General features: G+C 37.5%; 19 protein-coding genes. 9 read left to right on the forward strand and 10 right to left on the reverse strand.

Annotated elements, in window-relative coordinates; all coding sequences use genetic code 11:
* Position 1: 1 nt before the first annotated feature.
* From AADJ06_RS16740 to map, 4 genes are all read right to left on the reverse strand, one after another.
* The gene (locus AADJ06_RS16740; RefSeq protein ID WP_341227632.1) at positions 2–3,967 is read right to left on the reverse strand and encodes a response regulator; all 3,966 of its coding nucleotides are present in this window, start codon (positions 3,965–3,967) and stop codon (positions 2–4) included.
* Positions 3,968–4,054: 87 nt separating this feature from the next.
* The gene (locus AADJ06_RS16745) at positions 4,055–5,503 is read right to left on the reverse strand and encodes an arylsulfatase (protein WP_341227633.1); all 1,449 of its coding nucleotides are present in this window, start codon (positions 5,501–5,503) and stop codon (positions 4,055–4,057) included.
* Between the two features lie 172 nt (positions 5,504–5,675).
* A complete protein-coding gene (locus AADJ06_RS16750) occupies positions 5,676–6,026 on the reverse strand; it encodes a Spx/MgsR family RNA polymerase-binding regulatory protein (protein WP_341227634.1) in 351 nt (116 codons plus the stop codon).
* An 11-nt stretch (positions 6,027–6,037) separates the two neighbouring features.
* Positions 6,038–6,802, reverse strand: coding sequence for a type I methionyl aminopeptidase (map, locus tag AADJ06_RS16755; protein ID WP_341227635.1), 765 nt, complete (start codon positions 6,800–6,802; stop codon positions 6,038–6,040).
* 135 nt (positions 6,803–6,937) lie between these two features.
* Here map and AADJ06_RS16760 point away from each other — a divergent pair, with 135 nt between their 5' ends.
* Positions 6,938–8,200 (forward strand): thioredoxin family protein, encoded by a 1,263-nt coding sequence (locus tag AADJ06_RS16760; protein WP_341227636.1) that lies wholly within the window; start codon positions 6,938–6,940, stop codon positions 8,198–8,200.
* 281 nt (positions 8,201–8,481) lie between these two features.
* On the opposite strand, the gene AADJ06_RS16765 is transcribed toward AADJ06_RS16760, so the two are convergent.
* The 4 genes from AADJ06_RS16765 to purD all read right to left on the reverse strand — a co-directional run bounded on the left by AADJ06_RS16765 (position 8,482) and on the right by purD (position 12,401).
* On the reverse strand, positions 8,482–8,949 hold the full coding sequence (locus tag AADJ06_RS16765) for a hypothetical protein (protein ID WP_341227637.1): 468 nt from the start codon (positions 8,947–8,949) through the stop codon (positions 8,482–8,484).
* Between the two features lie 66 nt (positions 8,950–9,015).
* Entirely contained in the window at positions 9,016–9,501 is a 486-nt protein-coding gene (locus AADJ06_RS16770) for a gliding motility lipoprotein GldH (RefSeq protein ID WP_341227638.1), read from the reverse strand.
* On the reverse strand, positions 9,488–10,981 hold the full coding sequence (gene ricT, locus AADJ06_RS16775) for a regulatory iron-sulfur-containing complex subunit RicT (RefSeq protein WP_341227639.1): 1,494 nt from the start codon (positions 10,979–10,981) through the stop codon (positions 9,488–9,490). The genes AADJ06_RS16770 and ricT overlap by 14 nt, the downstream gene beginning before the upstream one ends.
* Before the next feature lie 130 nt (positions 10,982–11,111).
* Positions 11,112–12,401, reverse strand: coding sequence for a phosphoribosylamine--glycine ligase (gene purD, locus AADJ06_RS16780; RefSeq protein WP_341227640.1), 1,290 nt, complete (start codon positions 12,399–12,401; stop codon positions 11,112–11,114).
* A gap of 202 nt (positions 12,402–12,603) precedes the next feature.
* Between purD and AADJ06_RS16785 the strand changes: the two genes are divergently transcribed.
* The 3 genes from AADJ06_RS16785 to AADJ06_RS16795 are packed head-to-tail and all read left to right on the forward strand — an operon-like array spanning position 12,604 to position 16,466.
* Complete coding sequence (locus AADJ06_RS16785; protein WP_341227641.1) at positions 12,604–13,962, forward strand: FGGY family carbohydrate kinase; 1,359 nt, start codon at positions 12,604–12,606, stop codon at positions 13,960–13,962.
* 3 nt (positions 13,963–13,965) lie between these two features.
* Positions 13,966–15,429 carry an alpha-L-fucosidase gene (locus AADJ06_RS16790; RefSeq protein WP_341227642.1) on the forward strand — a complete coding sequence of 488 codons (1,464 nt, stop codon included), beginning with the start codon at positions 13,966–13,968 and terminating at the stop codon, positions 15,427–15,429.
* Positions 15,426–16,466 (forward strand): phosphotransferase, encoded by a 1,041-nt coding sequence (locus tag AADJ06_RS16795; protein ID WP_341227643.1) that lies wholly within the window; start codon positions 15,426–15,428, stop codon positions 16,464–16,466. Before AADJ06_RS16790 ends, AADJ06_RS16795 begins: the two co-directional genes overlap by 4 nt.
* Positions 16,467–16,610: 144 nt before the next feature.
* Here AADJ06_RS16795 and AADJ06_RS16800 read toward each other — a convergent pair whose 3' ends face one another.
* A complete protein-coding gene (locus AADJ06_RS16800; protein WP_341227644.1) occupies positions 16,611–17,711 on the reverse strand; it encodes a glycerate kinase in 1,101 nt (366 codons plus the stop codon).
* Between the two features lie 149 nt (positions 17,712–17,860).
* On the opposite strand from AADJ06_RS16800, the gene AADJ06_RS16805 reads away from it, so the two are divergent.
* Positions 17,861–18,604, forward strand: a complete 744-nt coding sequence (locus tag AADJ06_RS16805) for an NIPSNAP family protein (RefSeq protein ID WP_341227645.1) — start codon at positions 17,861–17,863, stop codon at positions 18,602–18,604.
* 171 nt (positions 18,605–18,775) lie between these two features.
* Entirely contained in the window at positions 18,776–19,813 is a 1,038-nt protein-coding gene (locus AADJ06_RS16810) for a Fic family protein (RefSeq protein WP_341227646.1), read from the forward strand.
* 77 nt (positions 19,814–19,890) lie between these two features.
* Here the strand turns inward: AADJ06_RS16810 and AADJ06_RS16815 are convergent, their stop codons facing one another.
* A complete protein-coding gene (locus AADJ06_RS16815) occupies positions 19,891–22,086 on the reverse strand; it encodes a S9 family peptidase (RefSeq protein ID WP_341227647.1) in 2,196 nt (731 codons plus the stop codon).
* A gap of 154 nt (positions 22,087–22,240) precedes the next feature.
* Here AADJ06_RS16815 and AADJ06_RS16820 point away from each other — a divergent pair, with 154 nt between their 5' ends.
* The 3 genes from AADJ06_RS16820 to AADJ06_RS16830 all read left to right on the forward strand — a co-directional run bounded on the left by AADJ06_RS16820 (position 22,241) and on the right by AADJ06_RS16830 (position 25,175).
* Positions 22,241–23,368: a Re/Si-specific NAD(P)(+) transhydrogenase subunit alpha gene (locus tag AADJ06_RS16820; protein WP_341227648.1), complete on the forward strand. Its 1,128-nt coding sequence runs from the start codon at positions 22,241–22,243 to the stop codon at positions 23,366–23,368.
* A gap of 81 nt (positions 23,369–23,449) precedes the next feature.
* Positions 23,450–23,740, forward strand: a complete 291-nt coding sequence (locus AADJ06_RS16825; RefSeq protein WP_341227649.1) for an NAD(P) transhydrogenase subunit alpha — start codon at positions 23,450–23,452, stop codon at positions 23,738–23,740.
* A 49-nt stretch (positions 23,741–23,789) separates the two neighbouring features.
* Complete coding sequence (locus AADJ06_RS16830; protein WP_341227650.1) at positions 23,790–25,175, forward strand: NAD(P)(+) transhydrogenase (Re/Si-specific) subunit beta; 1,386 nt, start codon at positions 23,790–23,792, stop codon at positions 25,173–25,175.
* Positions 25,176–25,184 lie beyond the last annotated feature (9 nt).

Raw genomic sequence — 25,184 nt, forward strand, 5'->3', positions numbered from 1 at the left:
ATTACTTGAAAGTTCCTTCGGCTATATTTTTAATGTATTCTGATGGTGTAGTGCCAAATTCCTTTTGGAAGCACTTTGTGAAATACTTTGGATTATTAAACCCAGTTTGATACGCTACTTCGGAAACGTAGAAGTTTCCACTTTTCAATAATTGTGCAGCTTTTTTCAATCGGTAAGTACGAATAAATATGGATGGAGCTTCGCCCAAAAGACTTTCCATTTTTCTATAAAACGTAGCCCTACTCATGCTACACTCTTCTGCCAAAAACTCCACACCCAAACTAGGGTTCATCAAATTAGATTCTATATGCCCTATAACTTTTTGTATAAATAGCTCTTCTGGCGACTCTAGAACCTCCTCTTCTGGTTCCAGACTTAGTTTTTTAGCAAACTTAGCCTTAAGAAGTGAGCGATTTTCAATGAGGTTTTTCGCTCTCCACTTTATAAGCATAGGACTGAAAGGCTTGTCAATAAAATCATCAACACCACTTTGTAGGCATAGCAACTTCTGAGATTCTGAATTTCTTCCTGTAAGAATTATAAACGGAATGTGATTCCAGCTTGCTTGGTTTTTGACATGCCTTAAAAGCGACAAGCCATCCATTTTGGGCATAGCCAAATCACTTATAATTAAGTCAAAATTCTTTTGACCCAGTTTTTTAAGAGCATCTTCTCCATTTTCGGCTCTGCTTATATCAAAGTTCTGATTTAGGTTCTCTTCCAATAAATCTAGAATCTCTGGTTCGTCATCAACTAGCAGAATAGCTGGCACTGTTCCATTCTCGTTTGTATAGGCACTTAAATTTTTCTTGGCTCTAGCCTCAATCTCAATAATAGGTACGCTATCAATAGACAATTTCATTTCATTGACCTGAAAGTGCTCCTTTTCTATTGGCAGATAAAAAGTAACATCGGTAAACTCGTTTTCTTTACTTTTTATATCTATAAAACCTCTATGCTTTTTTATTAATCTAGTGACCAACTCTAAACCTATACCTTTACCTCCACCAGATTCGGGAAGATTACTTGCTCTATAAAATCTATCAAAAAGCTTTTCAATATCATCATCTGGAATACCTATGCCTGTGTCATGAATGGTACATTTAAGATAAGTGCCTGCCATAGGAGCTGTGTTTGGCAAATCGGATTTATCCAACTGAACAGTTTCGCCCGTGACCGTAACCACTCCGTCAGACTGGGTATATTTCATGGCATTACTGAGCAGATTCAGCATCATAATCTCAATTAACTCTCCATCAAACCAAGCTTCTGGGTATTCTTGCTCAAAAGAATATTTTAACTCAATGTCTCTAATGATAGCTAAAGGTTCTGAATCATGGCAGATGGTTTCCAGCAAAGAAAAAATGTTTCCCTCTCCTACTTTCAACAGGAATTCGCCACCCTCACTTTTTCTGATGTTCATAATCTGGTCGGTAATTCTCTTTAACCTTAGAGCCTGCTCATATAAGTTATTAAGAACTGCCTGATTCACCTTTTTTCCGGTCAGTGCATTTTCCAAGGGCCCCAAAATCATGGTAAGCCTATTCTTGATTTCGTGAGACAAGTCAGAGAAATGTACCATTTGTTGGTCTTGAAAAGCCACTTGAGCTTTCTCTTCTTGAAGCTGCTTTTGAAGTTTCACCCACCTTTTAAAAAGATAATAAGCCAAGTATAAAAAAGACAAAAAGAGTAAGCCATAAATCAGAAAAGCGAATTTAGACCTCCAAAAGGGCACTTTTATGCTAATGTCAAAACTGGCGGGTTCGTCGTTCCATTGCCCATAACTATTTGACGATTTTACTTCCAGTGTATAATTGCCTGGTGGAATGTTTAAGAATTGTACTTTTTGATTGGCTTCCAGAGAATATCGCCAGTTATCGTTATCATATCCTTTTAAGCGGTAAGCGTATCTGTTCTTTTCCGGAATTCCAAAATCAAGCAATGAAAACAGCACTTCAAAACTATTTTCATTAGCACTTAAACTTATGCTTTTATTTTCAAGAATGGCATTGATAAGGTTTTCTCCATCATTTTTATTTCCATCCGTATCTAAAACCTCAAAAGAATTCCAATGAAAAGCCGCCATTTGACGCCCCTGAATTGGCAAAGTTTTGATTTTATAAATACCGTTCGTGTTTCCAAAATACACTTCTCCGTTTTGACCTTCGGCTACCGCTCCAAAAGAGAAATCACCAAAAATTATTTCTTCTTCAACCCCGTAGCTTTGAAAAGCAATAGGCTCGTTAGGGATAAATTTAGCTACGCCATTATCCGTACTTACCACCAAATCCATATTTACACTCTCCCCTATGGCACAAACCACATCAGAGGGCAACCCATCTGCTTTTGTGTATTGTTTGAAAGTGTCTGTATCTGGTAAATATTTATAAAGCCCTCCTTCTCTGGTTCCTATCCAAATCTGACCTTTTGAATCTTCTTTTAATACCAATATCCTTCTGGAAATACTTCCTTTCCTGTCAATTCCAGAGTATTTCTTCACTTCGCCTGAAACCAAATTCACCCGTGTAAGGCCATCCCCTCTAGAACCAATCCAGACATTCTGCGACCGGTCTTTAATCATTGCAAAAATGGTGGAGCTATAATTGCTCAAGGCATTAACTTTGGAAACAAGCTTGTCATGAACTCCCTTTTTATTGACAGAATATCTTTCCAATCCATTTTTTTCACAACCAAACCACCACTCTCCTTTTTCAATCTCCAGAGCTGCATTTATAGTAGTTTTGGCAGAATAAAGCGTCTTTATTTCCGCATTTTTACCTTTCTGCTCATAAAACTTAGTTCCTCCTATAAAGTAAAAAACACCATTCTCTGCCTGGTAAAACCTTCTTATGTTAGCTGGAATATCAACTTTTTCAAAAGTCTCTGATTTAGTATCAAAAATAAAAGAACCATCATCCCGCGTTTTGACCCAAATCTTATTCTTATTGTCCTTAAAGAGGTAATTAACCTGATTATTTATCGGGATATAATTTTTAACATTCAGCTTTATTCTTTCTACTTCAATAGAGGCAGGCCTTATTTTCACCAATCCTCTTAAAGTGCCAATCCAGATTACGCCAAGCTTATCTATATAAGAGGTAAGGATATTGTTATCATCAAAAATCTTAGTATCCAGCTTTATTTCTTTGAACTTTTTTTTCCTTCCTAAGCCAGTGCTCAAATAAAAATTATGATAAGAAGTAACCAAGACTTCTTTATTTCTGCCAAAAGATATGGAAGTAATAAAATCGTAAGCGGCCTCTATAGTATTTCCAAAATGATATTGATTCAACAATTTCAAATCATCCTTTTCAATCACAAATTCAAAAAGCCCTTCGCCTTTAGTCCCTACCCATATTTCTCCAAGTTTAGATTTTTGAATAACCCCTACCGAAAATTTATAGGGTGTACTTTTTATCGTTTGGCTTTTGATATCAAAAAGGAAAAGCCCTTTTGCTGTACCTAAAAGAAGTAATTCGGTATTAATCTGCTCTAGGTCAACAACAACACCAGTGAGACCTACTAAATCATTAGGCGACTCAATAAACTTATCCAAGCTATCTGGGGAAAAACCATCTTTGGAATCATTTTTATATTGATATAAATAACTATTCTGATTTGTAGCTACCCAAAGTTCATTATTGACACCTCTTTTTAAATTCCCAAAACTCTCAATTTCTCTCGAAAGCGTTTGAAAAACCTTAGTTTTCTTATTGAAAACGCTAAAACCGCTTTCTAAGGAAATAACAATATTCCCAAATTTATCTTCCGATAAATCCCTTACGGTATTGGTAAAAAGTGCGTTGGTTTGATTTGGCTTTGTAGCGTAATGCTTTACGTCGTAGCCATCATATTCGTAAAGCCCAGAACCCGTCCCAACCCAAAGAAGACCTTCCGAATCTTGGAAAATGCAGTTTATAGATCTATTTGGAAGCCAGCCTTCTTCTGAAATCCGAAGATTATTCAAATCAATTTCTTGCCCATTTAAATTGATTAAAAGGGCAAGAAAATTAAAGAGAAAAAATCCTAAGCTTCTCAAATTGATTTATGTATTCTATTGTTTTTTACTTTTTAATGGCCAAATCTCACTCGGTGTTCTTGTATTATCCAGCAAGAGTGTCATCTGTTTTACAATTTCAGGATTTTCAGCAGCTACATTATTCATTTCACCTCTGTCTTTCTCTAAATCATAAAGTTCTGCTTCACCTTTATAGTCATGTCTTATTGCTTTCCACTTTCCTTTTCTAACAGCTTGGTCCGAGCTAGGGTTTTCATGGAATTCCCAATATAAGTAATCATGCTCTTTCTGAGTACCATTTGTTAAAGTTGGTAAAAATGAAACCCCATCAGATTCTTCCGATTCAATATCCTGATTGGCAATATCTGCTAAAGTTGGCATTAAATCCCAAAAAGCCGAAGTGTGTTCAGAAACAGAACCTTTTTCAACCTTAGCTGGCCACTTAACTATAAAAGGGACTCTGATTCCTCCTTCATAAAGATCTCTTTTTACACCTCTAAACTCTCCTGCACTTTTAAAGTATTTTGGATTAGCCCCGCCTTCTCTATGTGGACCATTGTCCGAGCTAAACATTATTATGGTATTATCTTCTATACCTAATTCTTTTATTCTATTTACCAAAACACCCACACAAGAGTCAAGGTGACTGATTTGAGCAGCATAAGCGGCAAGTGGCGTCTCTGTAGACCTGTAGGCCCATCTATTGCCATCATTTTCACTTGCCCCATTTCCATTTACAAAAGCCTTATCTTCTACTGTTTTGGCATAGTTTTCAAAGCTTTCGGAATTTGGCAATACTAACTCAGCATGTGGTGTAGTATAGGCCATGTACAAGAAAAACGGCGATTCTGCCCTTTTATCATCTAAATAATCTAGAGCTTTTCCTGTAAAGATGTCATTTGAAAACGCACCCATTTTTCCTTCCTCATTCGCTACTACACTTACTCTATTTCCATTTTCAAAAAGATATTCAGGAAACTGATTATGTGCATGACCCTGATTTAAATAACCATAACTATAATCAAACCCTTGTTTAATAGGCTCGCCCGTAGTTGCGTCCATTCCTAAACCCCATTTACCAATAATGGAGGTTTGATAATCGGCCTGTTTCAATAATTCACCTAGGGTGAAATCTTGATCTCTAAGTTCTAAACAGGCTCCAAAACCTAAAGGTCCTTTTTCATAATTTCCTCTAACGTAACTGTGTCCAGTATGTTTACCAGTCATCAATGAAGCTCTAGATGGTGCACAAACCGAGCTTCCCGCGTAATGGTCTGTAAAGAGCATACCATCCGCCGCTAACTTATCAATGTTTGGTGTTTTTATAAAGTCTTGTCCATAACAACCCACATCACCATAACCTAAGTCATCAGCTAGAATATAGATTACATTAGGCTTTTGTAAAACCTCGTTTTCTTTAGAATCTTGAGAACATGAAAACAAAGAGATAACTAGAAGTAAAGTGGAGAGTGATTTTAAAGACATTTGCTTGATTTTTTTCTTCAAATCTAGCGAAGACATTTCCAACCTAGAAATAGATAAAAGCCATTGAATGATTCATAGTAGTATAATGAATCAAAATGCACCCCTGTAAAAGCGAGAATCAATGATTCTAGGCACCTAAACAGCATTTCCAAAAAAGATGAAACAAAAATACCTAAAAGATACCTTCATAAATCTCAGGCTTAAAGCCGACAGAAATTACTTTCTCGTCCAACTCTAGCACTGGTCTTTTAATAACTGAGGCATTAGCCAGCATTAGTTCTGCAGCGGCTGCATTATTATCTAAAGCATCCTTTTCTCCTGCCGAAAGCTTTCTATAAGTAGTTCCTTTTTTATTTATCAGTAATTCGTAAGACTCCTGATTTAACCAAGAATCTACTTTTTCTTTGGTAAGCCCATCCTTTTTAAAGTTATGAAACTTAAAGTCCACGCCTTTGTCTGTTAACCAGGTTTGTGCTTTTTTTACTGTATTGCAATTCGGTATTCCGTAAAGTATATATGCCATTTTATTAATTCTTAGTTCCAAATTTCATTGCAAGCCGTCAATATTAAAGGCTTACCGTCAGTTACCATAATTGTGTGTTCGTGTTGGGTTACAAAACCACCCTTATCTCCCACTAAGTTCCATTCTCCGTCAGACTCTACTGCGTATTTAGAATCAGTAGCAATGAAAGTTTCTATAGCCACTACAGCGTTTTTTCTGAAGCGTTCTTTGTTTGATTTATCCTTATAATTCAGAATATCTTCAGGGGCTTCATGCAAACTTCTTCCTACTCCATGCCCCGCCAAATTACGAATTACCTTAAAGCCAGCTTTTTTAGCACCGCTCTCCATAATGAAACCTACATCAGAAATTTTCACACCACCTTTTATTTTATTGATAGCGTCAAACAGAATCTTTTTGGAAGCATCTACTAAAGGCTGAAGCTTATGAATATCTTCACCAAGCACAAAGGACCCACCGTTATCAGACCAAAAGCCATTTAGCTCTGCAGATACGTCCACATTAACTAAGTCTCCTTCTTTTAGAATTATCTCTTTTGACGGCGTGCCGTGAGCTACCACTTCATTCACACTTATACAAGTATAACCCGGAAACTCATAAGTCTCATAAGGAGCAGATTTTGCCCCATATTTTTTTAACAATTCTCCACCATATTGGTCTAATTCATAAGTACTCATACCCACTTTGGCATAAGCTCTCATTTCTTTTAGGGTTTCTCCTACCGCTTTGCTTACGGCTATCATCCCTTCTAGTTCTTCATTGCTTCCTATTGACATATGCTCTTTTTAACATCCGTTTAACAAGACAACGCAATCAATCTTGCTGTCGTTTCCTGTTTTGTTCTTAATTTCGGCAAAATTCTTGATTAGATTCATTCTGAATATTATATACTCAAAACGTTTATGCATTTAATGAAAAAGCACATTCAAAACCTTAAAGGAATTTCCATTTTACTGGTGTTACTAACCATAGGTTGTAAATCAAATTCCCAACAAGCCGCTACCGTTGACCTTCCAGCAAAAGTAATTAACGAAACTGAGATTTCTTGGAAATCAAACTTCGAAGAGGCTCTAGCAGAAGCCAAAAGCAGAGGTGAGTTGCTTTTTGTGGAGTGTTACTCCCCTACCTGCCCATATTGCCTAGCACTAGAGCCATTTTTCAAAGAGCCAGAAGTTGCAAAAAAATACAACAGTAACTTTATCAACTTTAAGTTAAACGTAACAGAAGCCGATCAAGTAAAATACTTAAACGAAAGAAACATTTGGCTACCGAGCTTTCCTATGTTTCTCTATTTTGATGGTGACGGGAACCTAGTACACCAAGCAAGTGCAGACCCAAACATTGCTTCTATTAATGGTAACGCAGATGCTGCCTTAAATCCTGAAACTCGAGCTTCAAGTTTTTCCAAAAGATTTAAAGATGGAGAGCGTTCTGTAGAGTTTTTGGCCAACTATGCATCTTTTGCTAGAGTAATAAAAGATACTACTGCTGGAATAAATGCTGCAAAAGCACTTTATGAGGTTTACCCAAAAGAAAAATTAAGTACGGAAGAAAGTTGGGAGCTAACTAAAAAGGCGGTAGATGATTTGGATAATGGTTTTGCTCAACATTGGTTCAACCACGTAAACGAAGCCGCTGCTTTTGAAAAAGAAGAAGGCCACGCAGACAATCAAAATAACATTCTTGGAGGAATTTTACAGCGAACACTTTATGGTCCAAAAGGAAAAGAGTTTAGTATAGATGAGCTAAAAAAAGTAAGACTTTATATGTCACGTATAGGTGCTAGCCAGTATGCTGACAATACCCTTTGGGAGTTTGAAACTAAAGCCAATATCAGGGAAGGAAACTTACCTCAAGCTTTAGCTGTAGGAAATAAAATGATTAATACTTTTAAAGGAAATGGCTCTGCTTACGTTTATATCACCAGGGTTTTTACAGATAACTTCCCTGACAACTCTTACGTAAAGTCTGCTAAAAGCTGGTTAGTAAGTGCACTGCCTACCATTACGCAAGATAACGTAAGAGCGGAATACTATTATGAACTGGCTAGACTAAATCAGAAAGATGGCGAAACAGAAAAAGCGAAATTAAACGCTAAAACAGCTGTGGATTTAGCTACTAAAATAGGCACTAAACTAGAGAAGTTTAACACGCTTTATACCAGCATAAAGTAAAGATTAAGAAATCTGAAATGAGAAAGGGGCGAACCAATTGTTTGTCCCTTTTTTTGTTTCAGTCAATCATTAAAAAAACTACTAGAATACATTTGAAATGCCTGTCTATATCCTTGGAATAAGATAAAGTTTCGGATTCAAAGAAGGAAAACTCTCCGTTTTTTCATCATACCTTTTTCATGAAATATGAAGAGCGAACATTTTCCCACGCCGCCAGAAAACAGGAGAGTAGAGTCTACAGCTGACCAACATGGGATATAGGCTATGTTGTGATTTCGTCATTATTCCCATGGCATAGAATAACGTTCAATCTTAACATATGGGTTATTTTCTTCAACAAACTCAATGAATTTTTCGAATTCAGTATTCCAACGGGCTACATAAAAGAATAAGGAATTAAACTGATGTTCATCGTCTAAATATTCGATTCGATATCGTCGACTATTGCCAATATTTCCATGTTCAAGTTTAATCTTCCTAATCTTTTTGACAGGAATAGTGTGTTTGTAGTTATACCTCAAAACACTTAGCTCATCATTGACTAGAAATATTTCTAGACTTACTCGTTTGAGAATTTTCTTAGTAAGAAAAATGAAACATACTTCTATTACCAGTAAGAATAGTAGAATAATTAAATTGTCGGTTGTAATGGAGGAGATTCCAAAAAATGCAAAAAGCGAAAATCCAATATTTGCAAAAAGTGCTGCAATGAAATTTGAATATTCGTTAGAACTTATTTTCCCCACCATCTTTGATCAATAAGCCACTTAAGTAATGAATCACAGTAAGCTAATATATTCTAACAAATTCTTAAATCAGTTAGCTTTTTCTTCTGGAAGATTAATCTCAAAACCAATGGACAAAATACCTACTAAAGGGTCAGGTCTCATGTTTTGTTGTATCTCAAAACTATATTTCCCTTTGTAAGGAAACTTAACTTTTTTGTATTGAGCTGCCGCAATTCTATGGTCAAAAAGGTCTCCTAATCCATCACCTTTAGGTTTACCTGATTTTTGATCAAAAAGAATAAGCTCTTCCATTCCAGACGTAAGTACATTTCCTGCAGAGTCTTTTAAAGCACTCTTTAGGTAAATATTATAGAAAGGGTACTGAATGGCATTTCTTAAAAGATAATTGACATGATACTCTTTCGAAATATCATCAATCTCGAAATCAAAGTTTTGAGTATCGTCCACAGCCCATTGATAGTCATCAAAATCTGCTAAGTCTTTATGAACCGAATTTGAATTACATCCATAAAGAAAAATAGCATAAATAAATACAAGACTAGCTCTTCTCATTACTCGGATTACTGTTGTTGTTTCTATTCGGACGTTTTCTATTATTCCTTCTATTGTTATTCTTTTTGGGTGGACCACTCTTCGCCTGAGCATTTGGAGCTTTTTCTGCATTCGGTTTGATATCCCCGGTAGATGGTGCCCCTTGCTTATTTCTAGCTTGTGGCGGTCTATTGCCTTTAGGTTTCCTATCAGCTGGTGCTCCATGTTTTGCCCTTGCAGGTGCTGACTTATTGCTATTCGCTTTCCTTTCGATAGGTGCTCCTGGCTTCCCTTTGGCCTGAGCAGGCTTGTTGGTATTTGACCTATTATTTCCTTTATTCTGAGGCTTTCCTTTCCTGTTAGGACGTTTTTTGTTACCAGGTGTTTTGCCTGCCAATTTCTTATCTAACCTGTCTAGCTCATTATTGATTGGCTCCTTATTACTCACCACATCAACTAATAACTTCAGATCTTCTAAACTAACGGGTTTTTTACCCGCTTTATTCATTTCCATAATTTCTACCACTCTTGTAGTAGCAATAGGATACCAGTTACTATCGTTTTTGTAGCCAAACCACATCAACCTTCTAAAAATATCCGTTTTCTGAAGATATGCCTCTCCTTTTTCAGTAAAGAGAGGTTTTGTTACTTTCGGAATGTCTTGAAGAGCATCCACATAAGTTTCTAGCTCATAATTAAGGCAGCACTTAAGTCTACCACATTGCCCTGAAAGTTTAGCGGGATTTAGTGATAAGTTTTGATATCTGGCAGCCGATGTAGAAATAGACTTGAAATCTGTAAGCCAAGTAGAGCAACAAAGTTCTCTTCCACATGAGCCAATTCCTCCAATTCTTGAGGCTTCTTGACGCATGCTAATTTGACGCATGTCTACTCTAATTCTAAACTCTGACGCAAGTCCTTTTATGAGTTCTCTAAAGTCAACTCTATCTTCGGCAGAATAATAAAAAGTGGCTTTAGAGTTATCAGATTGAAACTCTACATCAGAAAGCTTCATTTTTAGTTTAAATTCAGACACAAGTTCCCTTACTCTATAGAGCGTAGGCATATCTCGATTAATGGCTTGCTGATGTTTTTCTAAATCTTGGTCGGTAGCTTTTCTGAGAATTTTAGTAAGCTCGTTATTATCTGAAATTCCTTTTTTGATGAGCTGCAATCTTACAAGCTCACCCTGCAAAGAAACTGTACCAATATGAAAGCCTGTAGACATTTGACATGCTACAAAATCACCCGTGTATAAATCTAGTTTTTTGGTATTTCTGAAGTATCCCTTTCTTCCTCCTTTAAATTTAACCTCCACCACATCATAACGCATGGAGCTAGGCAGGGCCATATCTGATAGCCAATCGAAAGTATTTAATTTGGTACAGCCTGTGCTGCACCCACCGCTACTACAGCCAGCGGTCTTATGATTAGTCTTCTCGTTGGTTGCGAGCGTTTTAACGCTACCGCACCCTCCGGAAGAGCATTGTCCACATCCCATATATATATAAATTCAAGGGCATAATGCCCGTTATTCAAAACCTCTGCCTTAATTCACTTTTCAAACCTCTCACGCAGAGTACATAAACCTTCAAACTCATTAACAGAGTCCAAGTTTTATCAAAAATAATCTAATTATTATTCAAAGACAGTAAATCCTGCCCAATATCTTTCCTATAATACTTACCAGTATATTTCACTTTTCGTGCCATACTCTGTGATTTCCTTACGGCCGCAGCCATAGTTTTTGCCAAACCAGTGAAGGCCATTACTCGTCCTCCGTTGGTCACTATTTCTCCTTCAGCATACTTAGTACCAGCATGAAAAACTATCGTATCGGCACTGCTTTCAGGAATTTCCATCTTGTGACCCTTTTTGTAAACTTCAGGATATCCACCAGCTACCACTACAGATGTCACTGCAGATTTAGGCGTAGTTTTAAGTTTAATTTTATCCAATTTACCTTCCGCAGCAGCCTTAAAAATCCTTACTACATCCGTCTGAATTCTTGGAAAAACCACCTGTGTTTCTGGGTCGCCCATTCTTACATTATACTCTATCACGTATGGCTCACCGCCATCATTCATTAGGCCAATAAATATGAAACCTACATAGTCTATTTCATCTTTTTGGATACCTGCTAAAGTTGGCTTAACTACCTTTTCTTCTACTTTTTCCATAAAAGCAGCATCTGCAAATGGCACTGGCGAAACAGCTCCCATACCACCCGTATTTAAGCCAGTGTCTCCTACACCAATTCTTTTATAATCTTTGGCCTCTGGCAAAATCATATAATTTTTCCCGTCGGTCAAAACGAAAACAGAAAGCTCAATACCTTTTAAAAACTGTTCTATAACCACCTTAGAGCTAGCATCACCAAATTTGGCATCTACCAGCATCTCTTTTAAAGTAAGCTTAGCTTCGGCAGTATCTTCCGTAATAATTACGCCTTTACCTGCAGCCAGACCATCTGCTTTTAAAACATAAGGACCTGGATAAGAATCTATATAGACAAAACCTTCTTCGAGTGTATCTTTCGTGAAAGTTTTAGAAGCGGCCGTAGGAACATTATGACGTAGCATAAAGTCCTTTGAAAAGTCTTTACTCCCTTCCAGCATAGCACCTTTAGCAGAAGGCCCTATTATTTTTACTTTTTTAAGTTGCTTATCCTGCTTAAAGAAATCTACAATTCCGGCTACTAGCGGAGCTTCTGGCCCTACCACCACCATTTCAATTTCTTTCTCTAGCACAAAACTTTTAATAGCCTCAAAGTCAAGAATTGAAATATTCACGTTTTCAGCTATTTCAGAAGTTCCTGCATTACCCGGTGCTACATAAAGTTTTTCACACCTGCTTGACTGGGCCATTTTCCATGCAAAAGTGTGCTCTCTTCCTCCTGAACCTAAAACTAGAATATTCATATAAAATTTCACTTTCTTTTTAAAGATGACAAATGTCGTGAAGTTTTGGGGCTTGTGGAAATTAATTTGAATACATCGGCATTATAGTATAAGACTAATGCCTGATAACATTTTTTAAAGTATGTGACTAAAAACAGCCTTTTCTTCTCCCTTTTAACTTTGAATCATAATCGGAACTGTGTTTATTTGAAGAAAAAAACTAATGCAAAAGGCTTGTCTTGTTTTTGATGTTTTACGTCATGTTTTAAACGTGACTGTCTTTGACCAAAAACTGAATGTTCTTTTTCATTCAAGCACGCCTAAACAACTTATTACTTCTAAAAACGAAGGTAGAGTTGAAGATTTAAACAGCATTAAAGAATGGATTGACAGTAATGTCAAAATCCATGAAGCCTCTGAAAAATACGAGATTGCAGCCATAAACTTCACTTCTTACGTAGGCGGCATAGCCCACTTAGACGCTAATAACGAGCTAGTTCTTCCTATCTGGGATATTGACCGAAGGTTTGATTATACTACCAGAACGGCCATTGAGAAAACCTTAGGAAAAAACAATCTTAAAAAGGAAGACGCTCAAATTACTGTCAACAGCTTTGAAACAGCTGCTCTTCAGCTACTCTATTTTAAAAACACCAAACCTGAACTGTTTGAGAAAATAACCAAGAGTGTTTCTATAGCTCAGTATTTTCAAGCTCAATTCACAAAAAAATACTTTCATGATTATTCTATAGTAGCCTGTCATTCGGGAGCGTGGGATTTTACAAAAAAAGATTATTTAAAATGGATAGATAGTGAGAAGTTAAACGCCTTTAAACTTCAAATAAAACGTTCATCTGAATTTATAGAGGTGGATAAGCTTGTTATTGGTGCTGGTATGTATTACAAAGTGGCAGAAACAATACCCTTTCTAAAGGCTATTAAAGAACGCTTCGTTTTACTAAGTACGGGTGCATGGACTATTTGCATAAACCCTTTTAACCATACCAAAGCCACCGAGAATGACTTGGCAAACAACTGTTTCAATGTTTTGAACCAAGATGGCAAAAGAATAAAAATGGCTCGCCTGTTTAGTGGAAACGAACATACTAGGCAAATTGAACACCTTGCCACTCATTTCAACGTGAAACCTAAGCATTGTTTAAAAATTGACTATGATGCTAACATAGTAAGACGTCTAAGAAAAAGCACCAGCCAGGTAGTACCTGATAATACAGAACTTGGCAATATGCTGGATAGTCCTTTTATGGAGCGAAATCTCAACAATTTCGCTAGTATTGAAGAAGCCTACCACCAGTTCATTATGGATTTAGTAGCTCAGCAGGTGGCTTCAATTAAATTGACTATTGAGCACCGCCCTATCATCGAAAAAATATTTGTAGAAGGTGGACTAGCAAAAAACAGCATTTTTATGGAACTTCTTTCTGAAGCTTTTCATGATAAAAAAGTTTATAAAGTTGGTTTTGAAGACACCGCAGCCATGGGTGCAGCCTTAGTTATTGGCGAAGCCTGGGGTGCAGAAAAACCAGCCGAAGAATTATTAGAATTAGAATTAATAGAATAGTAAATGAAGCAAATTGCTCTTGTTTTAACATTTTTAAGTGTTGTTATTACCTCTTGTCAAGAATCCGCCACTCCCCCCGAAGCTTATGGAGTCCTTCCTTCAGAACGTCAATTAGCTTGGCACGAAATGGAAACCTATGCACTGGTTCATTTCACTCCTACCACTTTTGAAAACAAAGAATGGGGCTATGGTGATGCCGACCCTTCAGTTTTCAATCCTTCTAATTTTGACCCAAACCAAATAGTTGGTGCCGCTAAAGCCGGAGGTCTGAAGGGTTTAATATTAGTAGCGAAACACCACGATGGTTTTGCACTTTGGCCTACCAAGTCTACCGAATACAATATCACAAAAAGCCCGTGGAAAGATGGCGAAGGTGATATGGTTAAAGAGTTTCAAGAAGCCTGTGAAAGAGCAGGTCTTAAATTTGGCGTTTACTGTTCACCGTGGGACAGAAATAGTGAGTTTTATGGCACGCCAAAGTATCTTGAAATTTACAGAACTCAGTTAAAGGAGCTATATAGTAATTACGGTGAGTTTTTTATGAGTTGGCATGACGGAGCCAATGGAGGCGACGGCTATTATGGCGGAGCCAATGAAGCTCGAAAAATAGATAACACTACCTATTACGACTGGACAAATACGTGGGAAGGCATTACAAGAAAACTACAACCTACCGCTAATATTTTTAGTGACATAGGTTTAGATGTGAGATGGGTAGGTGGTGAGCACGGTTATGCTGCAGAAACACACTGGGCTACATTTTCGCCAGAAGCCAATACAGGCTCTGTGCCAGTTCCCGGAAATGTAAATACCCTAGTAAGTAGCACTGGAACTAGAAATGGTAAGTACTGGATGCCTGCAGAGTGCGACGTACCCCTTAGGCCAGGATGGTTTTATCACCCTGAAGAAGATGGCAAAGAAAAAGACGCTGAAGCTCTTTTTGACCTTTACTTAAAAAGTGTAGGTCGTGGTGCTGGCCTTGACTTAGGTTTAGCTCCAACCCCAGAAGGAATTCTTCACAATAATGATGTAGAAATTCTTAAAAAATTCGGAACAAGATTAGCTGATACTTTCCGTGAAAATTATATTTCGGGAGCTACTTTAAAAGCCAGCAATGTTAGAGGTACTGCTTTTGGAGAGGAGTTTTTGATAGATGACGACAGGTATTCTTACTGGGCAACAGACGATGAAGTCACAAATGCTTCACTTGAAATTGAATTATCAAAACCTGCTAATTTCGATTTGATAAGAATTCGTGAAAATATAAAACTAGGTCAACGAATTGACAAAGCTACGGTAGAAGTATTTGTGAATGATGCTTGGAAAATAGTAGGTGAAGTTAACAGCATAGGAGCTACTCGATTAATAAAACTTGACACTCCGGTAGAAAGCGATAAAATCAGGATTACGTTTAACGCACCCGTAGCTATTTGTATTAGTGATATTGGTATATTTAAGATTAAATGAATTTAAAGGACGTTTTAGCGGCTTGGGGCTTAAATGCTTCTAATTTTAAAGAACAAAAGATTGGCTCTGGCCATATTCATCAAACCCTAAAACTAGAAGGAGATGAGGACTATGTTATTCAAAAATTAAATACCGCTGTTTTTAAAGACCCAGAACTGATTGAAAAAAACATTGGGCTGGTTAGAGAGCATTTAGCTAAACATAATCCAGACTATCTATTTTTAGCTTCTATTCCAACTTTAGAAAATAAAAACGTCTTTTTTGATGGCAACCATTACTGGCGTTTGACAAGGTTTGTAGCTAATTCTAATACCATTGACACTGTAGAAAACCCAGAAGCTGCCCACGAAGCTGCAAAGGCTTTTGGTGAGCTAGGGAAACACCTTGATGGCATTTCGATTGAAAGTTTTGAAGAAAGCATTGTCAATTTTCACAATTTAGATTTCCGTTTTGAAGAATTTAAAACGGCCTTAGAAAACGGACTGAAAGACCGAAAAAAACATGCCTACGCTATTATAGATTTTTACCTAGCAAATGACCGCATCCTTAAAATTTTTAACGAACTTATAAGTCAAAACACCCTGCCAAAACGTGTACAGCACCACGACACTAAAATCAATAATGTACTGCTAGACAAAACAAGCTTTAAGGCTTTAGCTATATGTGATTTGGACACCATAATGCCTGGTTATTTCATTTCGGATTTGGGCGATATGGTGCGAACCTACACCTCTGCCGAAAATGAAGACAGTACCAACTGGGATGAAGTAAAACTTAGACCGGCCTATTACGAGGCTTTAATAAAAGGCTATTTATCAGAAATGGAGACTGTTTTAAGTCCATCTGAAAAAGCCAATTTACATTACGCAGGGCAATTTATGATTTACATGCAGGGCTTGCGTTTTCTGAGTGATTATTTACAAGGCGACACGTATTACCCTGTGAAGTACGACCTTCATAATTTTGATAGAGCCAAAAATCAAATGCTTCTTTTAAAAAGTCTTCAGGAGTATCTTGCTGCTAAAGGTTTAAGTTAATTGAGCTGTAAATATTTGTCACGATTTTGGCTTTCTATCGCCAAAATCCCGCCAAATGAAACTAACCTAAAACAAAAATAGCGACGGGTTTTACCCGTCGCTACCAATATTATACCCCTACCGAGCATCAATTATATAGATTTCTTAAGCTAAGTCAAGCACAATTTGTTCGCCTAACCTAGTCAATAGAAGCTTTGCGTTTTCAATGGCTTCACTTTTTGATATTTTGTCATTTACTAAGGAATAAACCTTTTTCAATCCTAAGGTCTCAGATTCCTTTTCAGAAAGCTCGTTCATTCCACAAACTGCTATAACTGGAGCCGTAGCTTTTTTACAAATTCCAGAAATCAACTTTCCTGAAAGTGTTTGATGGTCTAATTTTCCTTCTCCAGTAATTGCTAAATCAACAGCTTTCAGTTTTTCGTCAAGACCAATGATGTCTAAAATGGTCTCTGTCCCAGGAAGTATTTCTGCATCAAAGAAGGCTGACATTCCTGCTCCCACTCCACCAGCAGCACCTCCTCCAGCTATTTCGCTAACATCTTTGCCTAAATCTTTCAAAATAACTTCCGACAGATTCTTCAGTCCTGCGTCTAACCTTTCAATGGTTTCCTCATCTGCACCTTTTTGAGCAGCAAAAACATGAGCGGCACCATTTGGCCCGTAAAGCGGATTATTGACATCCGCTACTATTTTGAGTTTGAAATCTAACTTCTCTTCTGGTGGAACAATTTTCTTAATCTGAGACAAACCTTCGCCAATAGTCAAAACCGATTCACCCGTTTCATCTAAAAACTTATAGCCTAAAGTTTGAGCCATGCCTATACCTCCATCATTTGTGGCTGTGCCACCTACAAAAAGATAAACTACATCTGCTCCGTTTTTTACAGCATGCTTAATCTGCTGACCTGTGCCATAAGACGTAGTAAACTCTGGGTTCCTTTGCGACTCTTTTATCAAATGTAAACCACTAGCGGCAGCCATCTCAATGTAAGCCGTATTTCCTTTTCTCAAATAGGAAGCTGTGGTAGTTCGCCAAAAAGGGTCTTTTACAAACTGCTTAACCTCATCCGCCTGCAAAGACTCATTAATTGCAGTTAAAGAACCTTCGCCCCCGTCAGCTACAGAAATCACTTCTATGCTAGCATCTTGTTTTTTATTCAGAATGCCTTCTTTTAAGGCTTCTCCTACTTCTTTTGATGTTAAACTACCCTTAAAGGAATCTGAGGAAATTAGTATTTTCATAGTATTAATTGTTCGGGCAAAGAACAGCAATGAATTAGTTAAAAGTTCAGTTCTGTCTACTTTGTCAATTAGAATGTGACATACATCATTGCGAAAGGCGACTTATAGGTTTAAATTGCTTCCATTATAATAAAACACCCTGAAACGAAATGAGAAAAACACTAATAACCCTATGCCTCGCCCTATTTACTTTAGGAGCCTTTGCTCAAAATGAATTTTATGAACTTAGAGTGTACTCCATGAAACGTGGTGGGCCAGCTTCAGGACTCCATAATTACTTAGAAAAAGCATTAATGCCTGCCTTAAACAGAGAAGGCGTGAAGAACATTGGAGCCTTTGAAGAGTATGGCATGAGCCAGCCAGCCAAGTTTTATCTTTTGATTCCTTATGCAAGCATGAGTTCTTACGAAACTATTCATGCCAATTTAAAAACAGACAAAACCTTTATTAAAGACTCCCAAGCCTATAATGAGCTATCGCAAGTAGCTTTTCCTTATGACAGAGTGGAAGTATCTCACTTTAGAGCCTTTGACGGAATACCTCAATTAATAAAACCTGCGAGTGGTTCTATGCTTTTTGAATTAAGAACCTATGAAAGCTACAGCGAAGACGCCGCCAGAAGAAAAAGAAAAATGTTTAACGAAGGCGAAATAGAGATTTTTGAGAAGACAGGTTTAAATTCTGTTTTCTTTGGTGAGAAACTAGCCGGACCACAAATGCCAGCTTTGACCTATATGCTAGCTTTTAAAGATATGGAAGAGCGTGATGCCAACTGGGCCAAATTTATCTCTCATCCAGACTGGAAAACTATTTCTAGTTTAGAAGAATATGCCAACTCAGTTTCTGATATCAAAAGAACATTTTTGAAGCCTTTGGGATATTCGCAGTTGTAAGCACAAACATTTGTAGCTCACCACCGCCTTAAATGCGGCTCATTTTTGGTGAAAAATGAGCCATAAATTACTGCCATATGAGCCACAATTAACTTGTGGCTCATTTTTATTTACAATAAAGCTCAAAATGTTTTATATTTGAGCTTTAAATGCATAAGAAGTGAGCCAGAAATGTTAGACAAGGAAACTCAAATATTAAATTTCATTCAGGAGAATCAAGCCGTTTCTTCTAAAGAGATTCATGAAGGTATTCCTTCTGAGTTTGGGTATGCCACCATAAAAAGAGCTCTTACCGATTTAAAGAAAAGGCAGTTCATTACCACCAAAGGACAAGGAAAAGGAACAACCTATTCAATAAGTCCCGCTTACGAAGTTTTAAAGCCGATAGACTTAGAAGAATACTTTTTAAAAGAGATTGATGACAGAAAGATTAAAGAATCCTTCAACCTTAACTTAATGCCTGATGTTCTTTCTACAATTAAACTATTCAGTTCTTCTGAGATAGAAAAACTGAAGAACTTACAGAATCTCTATACTCAAAAAGTAAAAGAACTCACTGAAACAGAATACAACAAAGAATTAGAAAGGCTAGCGATAGACTTAAGTTGGAAATCTTCTCAAATAGAAGGAAACACTTATTCTCTTCTGGAAACCGAAAGATTGTTAAAAGAAAAAGAAACTGCCGCTGGCAAAACGAAAGACGATGCCACCATGCTTCTAAACCATAAGGAAGCCATAGACTTTATTGTAGCCGACCCAGCATACCTAAACCCCTTAAGTTTGGCTAGAATAGAAGATATTCATAGTATTTTGATGAAGGAGCTGGGAATAGAAAGAAATATTCGGCTTAGACGCGTCGGTATTTCAGGCACAAATTACACACCATTAGACAATGAATTCCAGATAAGAGAAGCTTTACAAGATATGTGCTATTTGATTAACAAAAAGCAATCTGTTTTTGAAAAAGCGTTCTTAGCTCTAGTACTAATTTCTTATATCCAAGGTTTTAACGATGGTAATAAAAGAACTGCAAGAATTCTGAGCAATGCAATCTTAATATTAAATAAACACTGCCCCATTTCATTTAGAACTATTGACTCCATTACCTATAAAAAGGCCATGTTAGTTTTTTACGAGCAAAATAATGTAGCTCCGTTAAAAGATATTTTTATTGGGCAATTTGAGTTTGCCGTTAAAACATATTTTTAAGACAAATAAGATTCTGAAACAAAAAACGCCAATCCACAAAAGTAGATTGGCGTTTTAGGTATAAAGTTATTAAAAGATTACTTAGCTCCCGGAGGGCAATTCTCTTTCAAAAATTTGGTAAACATCGTGTTTAAATGAAGTGAAGTGCCTTCGCCTTCTCTTATTCCGTGTGTACGGTTTGGGTATTCAAAAAACTGAAATTGCTTGTTATACTTTACCATTTCATTGATTAGCATTTCTGCATTTTGATAATGCACATTGTCATCACCACTTCCATGTATATAAAGTAACTTCCCCTTAAAACCCTGCACGTGATTTACAGGAGAACCTTCCACAAAACCAGCTAAATCTTCCGGCGGAACGCCCATGTAACGTTCTTGATAAATATTATCATAAGTCAGTTGATTTCCTACGGCGGCCACCGCAATACCCGTTTGATAAATATCAGGATACTTGAAAAGTAAATTTAACGTAGTACTTCCTCCACCAGACCAGCCATGAACCGCTATTCTCTCAGAATCAATAAAGCTGTACTTCTTCATCAACTCTTGAGCGGCTTCTGCTTGGTCTTTGATGTTTATTATTCCAATATTCTTATAAATAGCCTTCCTCCAGGCTCTTCCTTTTGGTGCAGGAGAGCCCCTTCCGTCTACAGAAATATAGATATAGCCATCGTCCGCCATACTACCAATGTATTGACGATTTTTTCCTGTAGCATAGTTGTCTAAAGCCGTTTGGTTGGCCGGCTCGGCGTAAACATAAAAAACAGTTGGGTACTTCTTAGTTGGGTCAAAATTTGTTGGCAAAGCCATCCAACCTTGAATATCAACTCCGCTTGCCGTTTTAACTTCTACAAATTCAATATTAGATGCCTCCTTTTTAGCAGGGTCTATTTTGCTGTTTACGCCATTTGCGTCATCCAATGCTTTATGGTCTGGCAGTGTCACCCACTCCCTCACAGGGTAAGTGTAGTGGTTATGAAATAAATGGCTCGCAAACTTTCCATTGGCAGACAATTCATAAGAATTTGTCCCCTCTTGGTTTATTGGTGTAATACGTTCTGCTTTACCTTTGCTGCCTACTGACACTCTGTAAAGGTACCTTTGCATGGCGTTGTCAGGCGAAGCTGTGAAATACACAAAGTCAGTATTTTCGTCATACATCAGCGGGTCTATCACATCATAATTACCATCCGTAACTAAGGACACATTCCTACCATCTCTTGAAATTTTATAAAGGTGATTCCAACCATCTTTCTCACTTACCCAAAGAAACTCTCTTCCGTCATTTATCCATTCCCAGCCAGCAGGGTTATCGTCATGCCAAATGGTACGCACATCTACCCAAGCTTCGTCTGTTTCTTCAAAAATGGTTTTAGCCTCACCACTTTTCACATTAGCATACATGATTTTAGACACTTGCTGCTTTCTGTCAAGCTGCTGCACCATTAATTCTTGAGAGTTTCCTGCCCACTCCATTCTAGGTATATAATGTTGCTTGTTGTCACCAGGAATATTCATCCACTTAGTTTTCCCCTTTTTTACATCCATCACGCCTATTCTACAAGCAGACGGGTCTTCACCTACTTTAGGGTATTCTATCGGAATCACTTTTGAATAAATATCTTCGGTATTATTAATCATATTAAAATACTTAATACCAGAAGCATCCAGCTGCCAATAAGCTATTTTCTTGCTATCAGGACTCCATCTAAAACCGTCATAACAGCTTAGCTCTTCTTCATAAGCCCAGTCAAAAGTTCCATTAATAAGTTTTGGCCGACCGTCCGTTTTAGTCAATTGCTTAATTTTCCCTGAAGCTAAATCTTCTACATAAATGTTTCTTTGACTCACATAAGCTGCTTTTTGACCGTCAGGCGAAATTTTGGCAAACATTAAAGTTGCCTCTGGCAAAGATTTACCCAATTGCTTTAGTTCATTGCTTTGCAAATTCAAAATCCAATAATCGCCACGGGTTTCATATCGCCAAACTTTCTTTGAATTAGTGAAAATCAAAAGTTGGTTTTGGTCTGGCGTAAAAACAAAATTTTTCAATTCCAAAGGCTCTGATTGACCTTTGGGTATAAATCTGTCGGCTGTAATTACTGGGGTATATTCTTGTGTTTTGAGGTCAAATTTCACTATTGCTCCCTCATTCTCTAGGTAGTAGGCATCTCCCTCTGGTGTCCATTTGGTACCGCTTCCTGGCTGAGCGTAAAGTTCTAAATTACAAAATATTAAAAATAGAAAAAGTCCTAAAAACTTTGATTTCATAGATGTTACGTTGATAAGTTAATGGCACAAAACTAATAAAATAAGGCTCAATTCTGATGTCTTATTGATTGCCACTGAAACAATTGGTTTGTAATTTAATCAGAATAACTATTTTTGGGGTCATAACAGAACCACCTTACAAGGAAACCTAACAATGCGAATAGCAGTTTTAAAAGAAACAAAGGCCTACGAAAACCGAGTAGCCCTTACCCCGGATGTTGTAAAATCTCTAGTTAAAAAGGGCTTTGACGTATGCGTTGAAACAGGCTCTGGATTAAAATCCTCCTTTTCTGACCAAGGATATACAGATGCAGGTGCAAGTATTGCAAAAAATACAAAAGAAGCCTGTCAATCTGATATAATCTTAAAGGTAAACGCCTTTACGGCAGAAGAGGTAAGCATGTTCCCAGATGCTTCGGTATGCATGTCGTTTATGTATGCTTACACCATTCCTGAAGTTTTAGAAGTGATGAAAAAGAAAAACATCTCTTCATTTTCTATGGATGCGGTGCCGCGTATTTCAAGAGCACAAAAAATGGATGCCTTGAGCTCTCAAGCCAACCTTGCTGGATACAAAACGGTGCTTCTTGGAGCAAATGCTCTAGGAAAGATTTTCCCATTAATGATGACAGCCGCAGGTACCATCACACCTTCTAAAGTTCTAATATTTGGTGCAGGAGTAGCAGGCTTACAGGCCATTGCTACCGCCAAAAGATTAGGTGCTGTGGTAGAGGTAACCGATGTGCGTCCAGAAACCAAAGAGCAAGTAGAATCTCTCGGTGGTCGATTCTTAACCGTAGAAGGTGTAGAAGGCGTCAAAGTAGAGGGAGGATACGCCAAAGAGGTATCTGCAGAGTTTTTGCAAAAACAAAAAGAGCTTATCCAAGAAAAAATCAAAGAGGCCGATATAGTAATAACCACGGCATTGGTGATTGGTAAAAAAGCTCCAGTTTTGGTAACAGAAGAAATGGTAAAATCTATGAAAACGGGTGCCGTTATTGTAGATATGGCTGTAGAGTCTGGAGGAAACTGCGAAATAGCCGAAATGAATAAAACTGTGGTGAAACATGGTGTTACCATTATAGGCGAATCTAATTTACCATCATTACTTCCAATAAATGCTAGTCAGCTTTACGCTACTAACATTAGTACTTTACTACTTCACTTGGCAGACAAAGATGCTTTCAAGTGGGAAATGGAAGAAGAAATAACCAAGGGTTCTCTTATCACGCATAAGGGTGAGATAGTCCATGGCTTTACGAAACAAATTTTAGGAATTTAAGGTGCCTGATGTTAGGTGCCGAATGTTCCTCAAAGCAACATCAAACATCTAGCATCCCACATCTGTCAAAAAATAATTATTATGACAACAGAATCACTAATCATTCTCTTTTACATTTTGGTTTTGGCCAGTTACTTAGGTTTTGAGTTAATCACCAAAGTTCCGCCAACACTTCATACGCCGCTAATGTCAGGGTCAAATGCTATCTCTGGTATTACCATGGTAGGAGCTATTTTGGCCTGTAATGAATTAGGCTATACTACATTCAGCAAATGGCTGGGCATGCTAGCCTTAGTATTAGCCACCATTAACGTGGTAGGTGGATACACCGTAACCGATAGGATGCTTAAAATGTTTAAAAAGAAAAAATGAGGTTAATGGTTTAAGGTAAAACTTAAAACCAAACGAAAAAGAATAGATAATGAATATATATATACAAATCGCTTACCTGGTAGCCTCTATACTCTTTATTATAGGCATCAAAAAAATGGGTAAAACGAAAGAAGCCCGTACAGGAAATCAATTGTCTTCACTAGGAATGCTGATAGCTGTATTGGCTACAGTAGTGCAAGTTGAAGCCGTCTCGTTAGTAGAAATTTTAATTTGTGTGGTTATTGGTTCTGCCATCGGCTTATTTATCGCTTTTAAGGTAGAAATGACCCAAATGCCAGAAATGGTAGCCCTATTTAATGGTTTTGGTGGGCTTGGTTCATTGGCTGTGGCTTTATCATTTTATTGGTTAAACTCTCAAGAGTTAAATTTAACTGTTGATGCCATTACTGGGACAAGTACAGCACTCAGTATTTTTATTGGAGGTTTAACCTTTACTGGTTCTATCATTGCCTTTTTAAAGCTGAACGGAAAAATTTCTGGTAAGCCTATCACATTTGGCGGTCAGCATTTATTAAACCTCATTTTGTTGATTTTAGCCATAGTAGCCTCTGTCTTCGCTATAATCTATCAGATAGATTCTACTTATGTTTTTGCTTTGGTTGCTTTATCTCTAATTCTAGGAATCTTAACTGTTTTACCAATTGGGGGAGCAGATATGCCCGTAGTAATTTCATTACTTAACTCTTATTCTGGAATGGCTGCCTGTGCCACAGGTTTTGTTTTAAATAACAATGTCCTTATAGTTTCAGGTGCTTTAGTGGGTGCTTCAGGAATTATCTTGACGCAAATCATGTGTAAAGCCATGAACAGGTCACTTGTCAATGTACTCTTAGGAGGTTTTGGTCAAACTGTAAGTGCCGACGGTGGCGATGCCGATGAAATTCAAGTGAAAGAAGTAGGTGTAGAAGAAGCGGCTATGCTTTTTGATTCTGCATCTTCTGTCATTGTAGTTCCAGGTTATGGTATGGCAGTGGCACAAGCTCAGCACGTTATTCGTGAGTTAGCAGAGCAGTGCGAAAAAAGAAATATTGAATTCCGTTTTGCCATTCACCCAGTGGCTGGTCGTATGCCAGGTCACATGAACGTACTTTTGGCTGAAGCCAATATTTCTTACGACAAATTGATAGAAATGGACGAAATCAACGGCGATTTCCAAAACACTGATTTAGTATTTGTGGTAGGGGCCAATGACGTAGTTAACCCGGCCGCCAGAGAAAACCCTCAAAGTCCTATATACGGTATGCCAATCTTAGATGCTGATAAGGCTAGAACCGTAATAGTGAGTAAGAGAAGTATGGGTAAAGGTTATGCTGGTGTTCAAAACGAACTATTCGGTTATGACAACTGCCTAATGCTCTTTGGTGATGCTAAATCAACTATTGGTAAGTTAGTTGGTGAAATGAAAGAAATGTAAAAACAAATT

Origin of the sequence: uncultured Arcticibacterium sp. (assembly GCF_964021845.1) — a bacterium.
Lineage (GTDB): Bacteria > Bacteroidota > Bacteroidia > Cytophagales > Spirosomataceae > Arcticibacterium.